At 63.7% G+C, this 12,771-nt stretch carries 10 protein-coding genes and 2 tRNA genes; 5 read left to right on the top strand and 7 right to left on the bottom strand.

What is annotated here, in order from left to right; all coding sequences use genetic code 11:
• Positions 1-189 precede the first annotated feature (189 nt).
• Positions 190-2,514: a WD40 repeat domain-containing protein gene (locus tag ACFO5K_RS22700; RefSeq protein ID WP_378566604.1), complete on the bottom strand. Its 2,325-nt coding sequence runs from the start codon at positions 2,512-2,514 to the stop codon at positions 190-192.
• Between the two features lie 125 nt (positions 2,515-2,639).
• Between ACFO5K_RS22700 and ACFO5K_RS22705 the strand changes: the two genes are divergently transcribed.
• The 3 genes from ACFO5K_RS22705 to ACFO5K_RS22715 all read left to right on the top strand — a co-directional run bounded on the left by ACFO5K_RS22705 (position 2,640) and on the right by ACFO5K_RS22715 (position 7,113).
• The gene (locus ACFO5K_RS22705) at positions 2,640-3,983 is read left to right on the top strand and encodes an esterase/lipase family protein (RefSeq protein WP_378566607.1); all 1,344 of its coding nucleotides are present in this window, start codon (positions 2,640-2,642) and stop codon (positions 3,981-3,983) included.
• A 62-nt stretch (positions 3,984-4,045) separates the two neighbouring features.
• A complete protein-coding gene (locus ACFO5K_RS22710; RefSeq protein ID WP_378566610.1) occupies positions 4,046-6,097 on the top strand; it encodes a hypothetical protein in 2,052 nt (683 codons plus the stop codon).
• Between the two features lie 467 nt (positions 6,098-6,564).
• Complete coding sequence (locus ACFO5K_RS22715) at positions 6,565-7,113, top strand: hypothetical protein (RefSeq protein ID WP_378566613.1); 549 nt, start codon at positions 6,565-6,567, stop codon at positions 7,111-7,113.
• A gap of 635 nt (positions 7,114-7,748) precedes the next feature.
• On the opposite strand, the gene ACFO5K_RS22720 is transcribed toward ACFO5K_RS22715, so the two are convergent.
• A tRNA-Lys gene (locus ACFO5K_RS22720) sits at positions 7,749-7,821 on the bottom strand.
• A gap of 377 nt (positions 7,822-8,198) precedes the next feature.
• Here ACFO5K_RS22720 and ACFO5K_RS22725 point away from each other — a divergent pair.
• Positions 8,199-9,407: a L,D-transpeptidase gene (locus tag ACFO5K_RS22725; RefSeq protein WP_378566615.1), complete on the top strand. Its 1,209-nt coding sequence runs from the start codon at positions 8,199-8,201 to the stop codon at positions 9,405-9,407.
• Positions 9,408-9,467: 60 nt separating this feature from the next.
• On the opposite strand, the gene ACFO5K_RS22730 is transcribed toward ACFO5K_RS22725, so the two are convergent.
• Both ACFO5K_RS22730 and ACFO5K_RS22735 read right to left on the bottom strand, forming a co-directional pair.
• Positions 9,468-9,806 (bottom strand): hypothetical protein, encoded by a 339-nt coding sequence (locus ACFO5K_RS22730; RefSeq protein ID WP_378566618.1) that lies wholly within the window; start codon positions 9,804-9,806, stop codon positions 9,468-9,470.
• Between the two features lie 95 nt (positions 9,807-9,901).
• Positions 9,902-10,078, bottom strand: coding sequence for a hypothetical protein (locus ACFO5K_RS22735; protein WP_378566619.1), 177 nt, complete (start codon positions 10,076-10,078; stop codon positions 9,902-9,904).
• Between the two features lie 25 nt (positions 10,079-10,103).
• Here ACFO5K_RS22735 and ACFO5K_RS22740 point away from each other — a divergent pair, with 25 nt between their 5' ends.
• Positions 10,104-10,649, top strand: a complete 546-nt coding sequence (locus tag ACFO5K_RS22740; RefSeq protein WP_378566620.1) for a CGNR zinc finger domain-containing protein — start codon at positions 10,104-10,106, stop codon at positions 10,647-10,649.
• A gap of 130 nt (positions 10,650-10,779) precedes the next feature.
• Here the strand turns inward: ACFO5K_RS22740 and ACFO5K_RS22745 are convergent.
• The 3 genes from ACFO5K_RS22745 to cmrA all read right to left on the bottom strand — a co-directional run bounded on the left by ACFO5K_RS22745 (position 10,780) and on the right by cmrA (position 12,430).
• Positions 10,780-10,852 (bottom strand) — tRNA-His (locus ACFO5K_RS22745).
• Between the two features lie 55 nt (positions 10,853-10,907).
• The gene (gene orn, locus ACFO5K_RS22750) at positions 10,908-11,546 is read right to left on the bottom strand and encodes an oligoribonuclease (protein WP_378566623.1); all 639 of its coding nucleotides are present in this window, start codon (positions 11,544-11,546) and stop codon (positions 10,908-10,910) included.
• An 80-nt stretch (positions 11,547-11,626) separates the two neighbouring features.
• On the bottom strand, positions 11,627-12,430 hold the full coding sequence (gene cmrA, locus ACFO5K_RS22755; protein ID WP_378566626.1) for a mycolate reductase: 804 nt from the start codon (positions 12,428-12,430) through the stop codon (positions 11,627-11,629).
• Positions 12,431-12,771 lie beyond the last annotated feature (341 nt).

The raw sequence follows: 12,771 nt of genomic DNA on the forward strand, positions 1-12,771 counted from the left end.
CCGATCTAGCCGAGATCGACTGGCCCCGCGATCTCAGCGTTCCGCTGTTCACCGTACTGATCGCGGGAAGGCGATCCCGGCTGTAGATGTTTGAGCGCAACGAGGCCCCCGGGTCCCGCGGAGGGAGTCTGGGGCCGTTGCACTGCGGTGGTGCCGATGTCACGCCGTCGACTGCAGTCGGGATACGGCTTAATACTTTTCGACAATGACGTCGTTCGAGGCGCTGGCGAGCAGTAGTGTGCCGTCGGGCAGGTTCGCGAACGCCACCGCGTTGACGATATCGTCGTGACCGGTCATAGGCAGCCCGAACAGCGAATTGGAGGCTACATCCCAGACCCGTACCGTCTTGTCGTCGGAGCCGCTAGCGAGAAGCAGGGTGCCGTCGGACAGGTTTCCGAATGCGACTGCGTTGACATCGCGAGTATGACCGATGATGGGTTGGAATAGCTGTCCGGTAGCCGCATCCCAAATTTGCACTGCGTGGTCGTTGTCGTCAGAGCTGCTAGCAAGTAGCAGCGTCCCATCGGGCAGGTTGCCGAACGCCACTGTATTCACCGGACCGGGTAGGTCTGTAATCCTCAGAGATAGTTCTTCAGAGATCACATTCCAGACGCTTATTGTTTTGTCGGCGAAGCCACTGGCAACCAGCAAGGTACCGTCGGGGAGGGTTCCGAACGTCACCATTCCGAGCGGCTTGGCATGCACCGGAAGGGTCCGGTACAGCTCCCCAGACTTCCAAATATGCACGGCCCGCTCGACCTCGTCGAGGGTGGCCAGGACTACTGTGCCGTCACACAGAGCCCCAAATGTCAGACCGACCGTCTCCATCTGGTCCGCCGGATGCGAACCGACCGGGACGCTGGACGTCGCGTTCCACAACCGCATCATCCTGTCCTCGGCGGAAGTGCATGCGAGCCATAAGGTGTCCTTCTCGATGTATCCGAAGGACATCGATGACACCTCGCCGAAGATATTGGGAGAGTCAAGCGGTTCGCCAGATATCGCGTCCCACAACCGCGCACCACTGTCCGAGCCGCTGGCTAGGAGCAATCTGCCGTCTGAGAGGGTGCCGAATGCTAGCTTGTTCACCTTGAAACCCATGGTCTCCCTGTGGGCGAGTTCTTCATAATACAGGTACTCGTCGTCGTCTTCGTTGCTCGCGAATGACCCAGAGTGTCCCGCCGATGCGGGGTCCCACACCCGCACGGTTTGATCATCGGAGCCGCTGGCCAGCAAGAGAATGCCGTTCGGCAGGGTGCCGAAGGCAACTGTGTTCACTGCGCCAGCGTGGCCGGTCAGCGGTAAACCGACAGACGTCCCCAATTCTGCGTCCCAGAGACGTACGGTGCCGTCCGAGGAGCCGCTGGCGAGCAGGCGCGAGCCGTCGAAGAGAGTGCCGAACGCCACCGCGTTCACTCCGCCATTGTGACCGGTCAAAGGCGGGCCGAATGGTCGTCCCGTCGAGGCGTCCCACTGCTGCACGGTGTGATCGCTGGAGCCGCTGGCAAGCAGGTCGGTCCCATTCGAAGGAGAGTCGAACGTCACGGCGCTCACCCAGCCGGTGTGGCCCTCAAGCGGATTCCCGTAGGGCTCCCCGGACGCCGCATCCCACCGCCGCACTGCGCCGTCGTCGGAGCCGCTGGCCAGCAGCACGGTCCCGTCCCGCAGAGTGCCGAATGCCACCGATCTCACCCAGGCCGCGTGGTCCATCAAAGGGGGTATAAACGGGTTTCCGGATACCGCATCCCACCATTGCACGGTGTCATCGTCGGAGCCGCTGGCCAGCAGGACGGTGCCGTCTGGGAGAGTGCCGAACGCTACCGTGTTCACCCCTCTGCTGTGGTCGGTCAGCGGCAGCCCGATGGGCACACCCGATGCCGCGTCCCATACCCGCGCGGTTCGATCCGAGGAACCGCTGGCCAGTAGCAGTGTGCCGTCGGGCATTGTCCCGAATGCAACGGACCGCACTTCGCCGGTGTGCCCGGTCAAGGGCGATCCGACGGGTTCCCCCGATGCAGCGTCCCACACCCGGACGGTGTGATCCGCGGACCCGGTGGCGAGCCACAGAATGCCGTCCGGAGTCGTTCCGAACGCGGCGGACAGCACGCTATGGGTGTGACCGCGGAATATGCGGTGGAAGGTCATGGGCAGGGCGGTCGTCCACAGAGTTCGGGATGGGCGCTCGGGAAACGTATTCAGCACCTGTGCGGCGGCACGTTCATCCCTGGCGGCGATTGAACGGAGGACCTCCGCGCGTTCACCAGGAATCTCAGTCGCGTTGAGGCTGGCGAACGTGCGCCAGAACAGCCGGGATACGGGATGATCCTGTGCGTGGGTTGCCAGAGCGCGCGCGAAGCGCGGGATATCGGCGTACAGCAGATAGCGATTGTCGTCGAGGAGTTCGGCGAGACGGTTGCCCGCAGCGGCATGAGTCGCGAGGTAACGCTGCAGATACGGGTTGGCATGAGCCCAGTCGCTGTCCGGCACCTGCGGGCTTGTCGGTTGTTTGCTCATCTGCACCTCCCCCGAGATGGCCGTGACTCCATCCCAATCTCTGTGGGCCTCCATCCTCGCTGAGATAGGCTCCGGAGAGTCACTTTTGGCACTACCGATCGGTCATTGAGGGGGAGTGGATTTCCGTGAGCGATGATCTCGTAGTCATCGTGCCGGGCATCACTGGCAGCGTGCTCGCCCCCGGAGGGCAGCCGCTGTGGAGTCTGTCTGCCGCAGCCTTGCGTAACGGAGTGCTCCGGACCAGCGCCGTCCTGGACAGTCTGACACTTCCATCGGATCTTGAGGAGTTGTCGGACTTTGAGGAGGTCGCGTTCGATACTCCGGAAGTGATCCGGGGGATACACGTTTGGCCGGGATTCTGGCAGGGGATGGGTTACGGCGCGCTGATCGACCGTCTTGAGAGTGCCGTACCAGGCCGCGTGCTGTGTTTTCCCTATGACTGGCGGCTACCGAATGCCTACACAGCATCGAAATTAAGGCTTTTCGTCGAGGAGGCGCTGCGAAGGTGGCCGGGTCGGCGCGTGACGTTCGTATGTCATTCGATGGGGGGGTTGATCGCCCGGTACTATCTGGAAGTTCTCGGCGGTCGTGAACACTGCGCGCGGCTCATTACAATCGGGACTCCATTCAGCGGAGCTGTCAAGGCAGTGAAAGCTCTCACCGGTGGACTGTATCCGCGGATTCCCAATGTAGGTGAACGGGTCGCGCGTGTGGCGACGACGTTCCCGTCGGTGGCCGAACTCCTGCCAACCTACCGATGCTTCGATGCCGGCCCCGGCACGGAACCGCTGACACTCAGTGAGATTGACGTACCAGGTCTTCCGAATAAGCTGGTTTTGCGGGGTCGTCGTTTCCACGACGAGTTGCGGCAGGCCGTCGAACGTAATCACGCCGCTTTACGGCACGGCGAGAATAGCTACCCAATGCATGTGTTCGCTGGAAAGCTGCACGTCACCGATCAAAGCATCGCCGTGGACGGCAGCCGATTGGTGTACCAACAGACTCAACGCGGAATCGATCACGCTGGTGACAGCACCGTACCCTCTTTCAGTGCGGTTCCGGCGGATTGGGAACGCGACGAAAACGCGCTGTTCCGTTCGGCTAAGCATGGTCCGCTCGTCAACCACCGGGATCTTCTCGATGACGTGATCGCGAAGGTCACCGCTCGCGAACTGGGCGCCATACTCGCGCCACTGGACGAACTCGCGGTGTATCTTCCCGAGATCGCTTCCGTTGCCGAACCGGTCGATCTGACGGTAATCAGCGATTCGCCGAACATGCGCTTACACGCGAGTATTCGGGATGTCGATGGTCATATTCATGCCAGTCATATTCCGCTGATCCCTGATGGCAGCGGGCGCCGTTACGTGGCATCTATGGGTTTGCCGCTGGGTTTGTGGCAGGTGCGAATTGAAGAGATCACCAAACATCCACAGGCATTTGTCGAAGACTTGATAACCATCGTCTGACTTCGAGTAGTTCGTTCCAGTCAACGCGCACAAGAAGCTGATAAATCGAGGCGGGTAAATACATGGACGCCAAAGGTGATCGCGGAACGTTTGCAGTCGTCGTCATCGCAGACTACGACGATCCAAATTTAAATCTGAACAGTGCCGGAAAGCATGCCGAATTAGTTGGCGCTGTATTCCGCGATCTCGGGTTCGGGGAGGACTGCCGATCCGGAAGTTCGTCCTCGCGTGAGATCCAGGATTGGCTTACGGACTGGAATCCCTCGTCGCGTCGGTTGTTGCTTTACTGGAACGGCCACGCACAATCAGACGGCGACGATATCGCACTATTCTGCGGCGACTATCGATCCGATAAGCCATTCGCCAAGGTATCGGGCCGCCAGCTAGGACAAGTACTGGCCGATCGGGAGGCTGTCGAGATTGTCGTCATAGTCGACTCGTGCAAGTCGGGCGTGGGAGTCGATGCGATCACCGCAGCTTTCAAAAAAAGCGTGCAGGATCGGGCGTTCGCCGTGGGGTACGAGCCAGGTTTGGCAGTCCTTAGCTCTGCGAGGGCGGGTGAACTCGCCCGCGAGGGTGTATTTGCCACCGCGCTGGAACATATTTTGCGTGAAGGTCCCCCGTCCCCGACGGAGACGTACAGTGGCTGGACGGCACGCGACGAGCTAATTACCCCGAATGATCTGTATGACGCGTTGCGCGTGCATCTGCACAGTAGCGGCGCACACCAGCAACCGGACTTCGGCCAGGTGCGTTCGGTCGGCGGATTCTTCCCATTCTTCAAGAACAGCCGCCATCGACCAAGCCGCCCGGATGTGATCGTTGAAGCGTTGCGGCACAGAGCATTCGCTGACTCCGACCTCATCGAGCATTTCATGGTCAAATTTCGGGGGATCGATACGCTCACTGCAGACGGCTGGTATTACGCGCCGCGCCCGGGTCCACAAGACCGTATCACCGATTGGCTGAAAGATGGGCACGGAATGCTCGTCGTCACCGGCCCCCCTGGCTCGGGCAAGTCCGCGCTGCTGGGGTGGCTGGCGGCGATGTCCTCGCCCGACTACCGCCAACATGCGGCTAAAATTCTATCCGACATCAATAGTTCCGAGCTGCCTCCCGAAAATGCGATAAGCGCGGGCATTCATGCCAAGCAGCGCACTTTGCAGGAATGCGTCACGTTCTTGGGGGAAGCGCTCGAACTTGCCCCGCCGGGAATAGGATGGGAGGAGCCCGGTCCGCTCGTCGAGCAAGTGGCCCAACTTGCCAGCCGCAACCAGAGCACCATCACCATCTTGCTCGACGCGCTGGACGAGGCATACCCCGCCGATCAGAACCGCATCGCCGTGGATCTTCTCGCCGCGCTCGCCGCCCGGCCCCGCGTGCGCGTCATCGTTGGCACCCGCCCCAATCGTGAAGATCCCCGACGGCGCGAGAATCCGAGCCCGCCTTCCGATGGGCCCTGGACTGCCGATGGTCCGCTCATCCGAGCTCTGACCTCAGACTCGAATCGAGTCGTCCGGCTAGATACCGACCCTGGATCTAGCTATGCCATCGCCACATACACCATCAACCGACTGCTCGACGCCAACTCCGAATCTCCTTACCGTACCCAGCCCGAACTGGCCGAAGTCACTGCAAGCAAGATCGCCGAACACAGCAATGGCATCTTCCTGTTCGCACGACTGCTCGCCCGTACGCTCGTCAACCGTTGCGACACAATCGATTTGAAAAGCAGCGACACCATCGCGCTGTTCAACGGTGGCGTCGCTGAAGCGTTCGACTCGGACATCAACAGCTATGGGCCCGACCGGCAACGGGTCTACGATGTCCTCGCGCCTCTCGCTTGGGCCGAGGGATCCGGTCTGCCGCGCCGCGATATCTGGCTCACTGTTGCTAACGCTCTCGTTCGGGCCGGAATCAGGTATTCGGAACAGGACATCGCATGGGTGCTTGAACACGCGGGGGCTCACATCGTCGAGTCAGGCGAGGACGGCCAGACCGTCTATCGCCTATATCACCAAGCTTTTAACGACTACTTTCAGCGCAACGTCGACCATGTCGAAGTTCAATCTCGGATAACTCGGTCCCTGCTTGAGCTGGTCCATCACCGGTAGGTCGGTTACAGAGCGTCGCTAGGCACTCGAAGCCGCTAATCCGTACTGATCGTTGCGCGACGGTGGCTACGAAGGACTGCTCGGTGGCGGTTTACGATTTCAGTCGTAACGAGACATGGTCCGCGGTACCATCGCCGCCATGACTGAGCAGCGCCTCTGTGTGTTCTGCGCCGGCCCCAATAACTCCCGCGAGCATGCTCTCGCATCCTGGTTTTTGGCGCGGTGGGACGGCCAGGGCCCATTCACCGCTTCGATCAACGGCGAACCTCTGCTTACGAGAGCCCAGCGTCCGATACAGAGTGACAAGATATGGCGGGTCATGCTGCCTAGACTGCAACAACGGACTCGACAAGGCCTTCGAAAAACTTGCCAAAGAGCCAGCTCGTCGGCTGCTCAATGACCTTCATCCGCTCGATACGGCAGCTGAGGTGAGGAACTTCTCGCGTTGGGTCGCAAAGACTCTCGCGATGTACGTACACCCCGCCGCGGTACACGGGGTGTACGCGTCACGTGCTGTCGGCGAAGTCGGTCCCAATCCGCGTGACCCCCGCCGCCTTCCCGGCGAATGGTCGGACTATCCGCCAGAGGTTCTTGCGGCGATCAGTCGCGGTGAACTCGCGGATGACCTGTCGCTGTGGGTCGCGGTGATCGACGCCATGGGGCAGCCTGATCCTGAGTTCGACCCGGTATGGCTTCGCAGCACAGCGCGAAGCGATGGAAGTGGAGGCACAGGGCAGTCCGTGGCGATCGGGTTCGATTTGCCCGGGACTACGCGCATTGTCTTCTTCCAGCTCGTCCACCATCCGTTGCACGACATCGTTCATCCTTTCGAGGCAAAAGGGTTGGTTACGCGGCTCTGGCCGAACCCGCCCGACTACCTCGATCTTGAATCGCACGCCGTGCTGGACAAGAACACCCGTCTCGGGGGCGTCTTTCTCGACGGCAAAGGAATGTCCGAGCACCTCTCGCCGGACCGCCGCGCAACCGGTAACGGGCTCCCGGACTACCTGACCTGAGCCACGCCGCCAGAACCTGTGCACCAGAGAACGTGTGGCAATCGGTATGAGTCCGAAGGCGGGCAGTCACCTGGCATCGGTGATGCTGTCACCCGGATAGCGAAGCAGTCTCAGCCGGTTGAGAGGGCATCGAACGGTTCGATCTAGATGCAGTTGCAGGCGAAATGGAGGCGGACACCAGTCTGCACCGCCCGAGCTCCAGCATAAAGTGATGCGAATCATAAATCGAGTCTTTGGCTAGCAGAGTGTCGAGGATGTCTTGCGCCTCGGCGATCTTCATCTCGTAGCTCCGCGCTCCGCCCTGTTTCGTTCTCGGGTCGAGGAGGGCACGACGGGCATTGATGTACGGCTCACCGCGTCGGCGGCATCTCGAACCCGATCAGCCTGTTCATGTTCTACCGGCCATCGAAGATCCACCCTGCCGCCAGATGGTGTTGCATCACACACCGACAGGTACCGATGGCACCTGAAGGTGCGCTGACGCAGCACCCAACCACTGTTGGGGACCGGCGGGGGTAGCAGAGGAGCAGAGGAGGGCTGGGACGAAATCTTGGTGTTTTCTTGGTGACGGCGTGTTCAGATGGGTCAACGAAGGAAGCCCCTGACCGTCGTGCCTGGTCAGGGGCTTCCTGTTGTGCGCCATCAGGGACTCGAACCCCGAACCCGCTGATTAAGAGTCAGCTGCTCTGCCAATTGAGCTAATGGCGCTGGATCTGCTGCATACTGTGCTTGCTACACAGTTGCTCGGATCGCGACTCTAGGGAGAGCCTCTCGGCTTCTCCGCTGGCCCCGCTCTCCGGTGCGGAACAAACATTAACAGGTGCTGGGCCGGAAAGTGAAATCGGGCGCTGACCAGCGGCAACGTCACAGTGCCCGGGTTGTTAACGGTGAGGGGCTCTGTGCCTATCTAACGAGTGTGACTTGGTCGTGTCGGCGGGCTTTCGACGTTGGTGGCGACCAGGCGGGCTGGCAGAATGGCGGGACGACGATCTCGGTCGCCCCCGCCGGTACGGATGGCAGCAGCGATCCGGTCGGTGGGATCTGCGGCGCACGGATATCGCGTCGGTACGGAAACGGGGTTGGACATGGGTAAGAAGCGGGGGAAACCTCGGTCACTGCGGGCTTTCTGGCCGGTGGCACTGCTGGCGGTGTTCGCGCTGGCCGCGTCGGCGTGTTCGGCGGCCGGTGGCGCCGGGGTGGAGGTGGCGATCGATCGCAATCCGGTCACCGAGCTCATCAAGCCGAAACTGGTCTCCGAGGTCAAGGACGGGCAGGTCGGGGTGTCGCCGGCGATGCCGCTGGCGTTCCAGGTGGAGGACGGCAAGTTCACCGAGGTGACGCTGACCAACCAGCAGGGGACCGCGGTGTCGGGTGAGCTCGCGCCCGACGGGCGCTCGTGGGCCACCACCGAGGTGCTCGGCTACGGGAAGACCTACCAGCTCGCGGCCACGGCGATGGGTCTGGGCGGACTGAACTCGGCCACCCTGAGCTTCACCACCAGCTCTCCGAACAACCAGACCAAGCCGTATCTGATGCCCGGCGAGGGTGCCGAGGTGGGCATCGGCCAGCCGGTGGCGGTCCAGTTCGATGAGAACATCCCCGACCGTCGCGCCGCGCAGGAAGCGATCACGATCACCACCGAGCCGCCGGTCGAAGGCGCCTTCTACTGGGTGAACAACCGTGAGGTGCGGTGGCGGCCCGAGCACTACTGGGCGCCGGGCACGCGGGTGACCGTGGATGTGAACGTCTACGGCAAGGACCTGGGCAAGGGTGTGTACGGCCAGGACGACATCCATTCCTACTTCACCATCGGTGACGCGATGATCTTCACCGCCGACGACAACACCAAGCAGGTGACGGTGGAGCGCAACGGTGAGGTGGTCAAGACCATGCCGACCTCGATGGGCAAGAACTCCACGCCGACCGACAACGGTATCTACATCGTCGGCGACAAGTTCGCGGAGATGGTGATGGATTCCTCGACCTACGGTGTGGCGGTGGACTCGGCCGACGGCTACCGGACCGAGGTGGATTTCGCGACGCGGATCTCCTACAGCGGCATCTTCTTCCATTCGGCACCGTGGTCGGTGGGGCAGCAGGGCTACTCCAACACCAGCCACGGCTGCCTCAACCTGAGTCCGGCGAACGCGCGCTGGGTGTACGAGAACGCCAAGCGTGGTGACATCACGATCGTGAAGAACACGGTGGGTGGCACGTTGTCGGGTGTCGACGGCCTCGGCGACTGGAACATTCCGTGGTCGGAATGGAAGGCGGGCAACGCCGACATCTCCTGAGCCGAAAAGACCAAGGGCCACCGGGTGCTTCCGGTGGCCCTTCGGTGTATCCGGGGTGTCTCAGGCCGGAGTGGGGAGATCGCTGCAGTCCATCATCGCTTCGCCCGCGACGGCGAGCGCGCTGCCCAGGGCGCCGCACAGGATGCGGCCGCCGAACAGGAGGCGGTCGAGGTTGGGCAGGCCCGCCGAGCCGGTGCCGGAGGAACCCGTCGTCTCCAGTCCGGTGGTGGACCCGCTCTGCGCCGACCCCGACTCCGGCGCTCCCGGTAACCCGAGCTCGGGCCCGTCGGTGGTGAACGCGGTGAGGGGCAGGCCGGGCGCTGCTGCGGCGGCGGAGCCTGCGATCGGGCCCAGTGCGGTGGCGGCCACGAAGGCCGCGACGACGGTGGAACGCTTCATCTGATGGTCTTTCCGCTCTGACGAGATCTGCCCCACATCTGGGCAGCCGTCCAGAGCTTAGCCCGCCGACGTGATCTTCGTCATCGACCCGTCGACTACGCCGTCGCGGCCGTTTCCGGTTCCTCGCCCCACAGTTCGGCCGTGATGCCGACACCGGCACCGCCGAGGGCGACCCGGCGCGCACCACACCGGCAGCGCTGGTAGGCGACGAGTCCGTCGCTGGTCCGGTGGCATGACTCGATCCACCAGGTGTGCGTGCTGTGCCTGCTCATGACTCCAGCGTGCTGTAATGGCATTGTGCATTACAACCATTACGGACGGGAGCCGGTGCAACTCGGCGTCGGGCTCCTCAACGATCCGTGCGCTGACGCCGAGGAACTGGGCAGGCGCTGTGCGGCGGCCGGCCTTGTGCTGGCGGCGGTGCCGACCGACGCCGAGTTCGCCGCGGTGACGGCGTTCCTGGCCCGTTGGCGGCGCGTCGTCGAATGCGCCGACCGCGCGGAGCGTGCCCTGTTGCTCAATACGCTGCTCGCCGAGTACGCCACGGCCCCCTGGCTCACCGACCACGTCGGTGACGGCTGGCACCTGCACTTCCGCGACCCGTCCGCCACCACCGACCGTCAGATCGCCGCCCTGCTCACCGTCGGCACCGCACTACATCTGACCGGTCTCGGCATGGACCGCCTCGGTACCTGCACCGCCGACGGGTGCCCCCGGGTCTTCGCCGACACGTCCCGCAACGGCCGCCGCCGGTTCTGCAGTCCGGCGTGCGCGAACCGGTCGGCGGTACGCAGGCACCGAGCGAGCCGGGCGAGTGCGGGGATCGACCACCGTGCCCGCTGACGCACGTTCCGGTCGTTGATGGTTGCCGCGTGTCCTCGTTCGCGCCGCGGCCCACGCCGGGACGCTGCACACTCGATCGGTCACGCACACGAAGAAGGCCCGGTCCCTGGGGACCGGGCCTTCTCTCTCGGGTGACCGACGGGACTCGAACCCGCGACAGCCAGGATCACAACCTGGTGCTCTACCAACTGAACTACGGTCACCATATCCGGTTCTGCACCGGCGCGGTAAATACTAGCGCGTATGTGGCCCCAGTCCCTAATCCGCTGGTTGGGGGCTCGTTCCGGTGACATCAACGGCTTCGGTGACCGCCGCGGCGACGGTCGCGATCTCGGTGCTCGACGGTCCGGGCGGCGCCACGAACACGGTGCGGCGGTAGTACTCGAGCTCGCGGATGGATTCCTTGATGTCGGCCAGCGCGCGGTGAGCCAGGCCCTTCTCCGGCTGCCCGAAGTAGATGCGCGGGTACCAGCGACGGCACAGCTCCTTGATGGAGCTCACGTCGACCATCCGGTAGTGCAGGTGCGCGTCCAGTTCCGGCATGTCGCGGGCGATGAACCCGCGGTCGGTCGCGATGGAGTTACCGCACAGCGGCACCGTGCGCGCGGTGGGCGCGTACTCGCGGATGTAGTCGAGCACCTGCTGCTGGGCTTGCTCGAGGGTGACGGTGGAACGCCGAACCTCCTCGGTGAGCCCGGACTTCGCGTGCATGTCGGCGACCACCGGTGGCATGCAGGCCAGTGCGGCGTCGTCGGCGTGGATGACGATGTCGACACCGTCACCGAGAATGTTGAGGTCGCTGTCGGTTACGAGCGCGGCGATCTCGATCAGCTTGTCGCTGTCGAGACGGAGCCCCGTCATCTCGCAATCCATCCAGACCAGGAGTTTGTCGGACACGCGAGCAACCCTATCGGTGCGAGTCCGGATCCGGGCGGCAGGTGTGTGGTGCGTCCGGCGGGACCGGCGCCGAGATGGACCTAGCCGCCCAGCTTTTTGTAGAACGCGCCGGCGACCGGGGCGGTGAACGAGCGCGGGCCGTAGTTGCCCGCCACGCTCATTCCCTTGCTGATCAGGCCGGGGACGATGCGCATCTTGTTGCGGGCCAGCGCGTCGATGGACACCTTGGCGGTGTATTCGGAGGAGACCCACAGGAAGTCGGGGACCATCTTGTCGACGATCGACTGATCTTCCGGCGCGGGGGTTTCGGTGCGGACCGGGCCGGGCGCCAGCAGGGTGACGTGCACGCCGGTGCCCTTGAGCTCGCCGCGCAGCGACTCGGAGAAGGTGTTCGCGAACGCTTTCGACGCGGCGTAGGTGGCGTTGTTCGGGATCGGCATGTTGCCCGCCGCCGAACCACTGATCAGGATCCCGCCCGCCTTGCGCTCGAGCATGCCGGGCAGCACGGCCAGGGTGAGGTCGTGCACGGCGGTGGCGTTGAGCTCCATCTGTGCCCGCTCGTAGGCGAAGTCGAGCTCGGCGACCGGGCCGAAGGTGGCGATGCCCGCGTTGTTGCACAGCACGGCGATATCGCGCACCGCGAGCTCCTCGACGAGGCTCGCGCGCTGGGCGCGGTCGGCCAGGTCCACGGCGCGGACCTCGGCGGTGATGCCGTGCGCCAGCGTCAGCCGCTGGGCCAGCTCGGTCAAGATGTCACCGCGGCGGGCGACGAGGATCAGCGAGTAACCGCGGCCGGCCAATTCGGCGGCCAGCGCGGTGCCGATGCCGGAGGACGCGCCGGTGACGACGGCACGATTGTCTGCAGTGGGGGAGGGCAAGCTCACACGGGGAGCTTAGGGGATCAGTACCGGGGTGCGGTGCCCGCGTCGTGGTGACCGTCGCCGGTGGTGGGGCGGGGCTCGGTCGGTGGATCGAGGGGAAACCGGTGGCTCGGCAATAGCATGAGAGGCGTTATGACCATGGACTCGTCATCGCCGCGCACCCTCGCCGACCGGACCGGCCGACTGCCGCACACGGCGACGCGCGCGGCCGCAGTGCTCGTGAGCCGGCCGACGCACGTGGTGGATCCTGGGTCGGCTCGGTGGGGGGACGGCTGGTCGACCGGCGAGCGGACCCTCGGCGTTCATTCCGCCCGGTTGCGCTCGGTGGCACCGTTGTCCTTCTA

It is taken from the genome of Nocardia halotolerans, from assembly GCF_042650145.1.
Lineage (GTDB): Bacteria > Actinomycetota > Actinomycetes > Mycobacteriales > Mycobacteriaceae > Nocardia > Nocardia halotolerans.

What these genes read in the sequence shown, in the direction of transcription:
- ACFO5K_RS22700 (WP_378566604.1), bottom strand. Translation starts at nt 2,514, where the DNA reads ATGAGCAAACAACCGACAAGCCCGCAGGTGCCGGACAGCGACTGGGCT.
- ACFO5K_RS22710 (WP_378566610.1), top strand. Translation starts at nt 4,046, where the DNA reads ATGGACGCCAAAGGTGATCGCGGAACGTTTGCAGTCGTCGTCATCGCA.
- ACFO5K_RS22715 (WP_378566613.1), top strand. Translation starts at nt 6,565, where the DNA reads ATGTACGTACACCCCGCCGCGGTACACGGGGTGTACGCGTCACGTGCT.
- ACFO5K_RS22725 (WP_378566615.1), top strand. Translation starts at nt 8,199, where the DNA reads ATGGGTAAGAAGCGGGGGAAACCTCGGTCACTGCGGGCTTTCTGGCCG.
- ACFO5K_RS22730 (WP_378566618.1), bottom strand. Translation starts at nt 9,806, where the DNA reads ATGAAGCGTTCCACCGTCGTCGCGGCCTTCGTGGCCGCCACCGCACTG.
- ACFO5K_RS22735 (WP_378566619.1), bottom strand. Translation starts at nt 10,078, where the DNA reads ATGAGCAGGCACAGCACGCACACCTGGTGGATCGAGTCATGCCACCGG.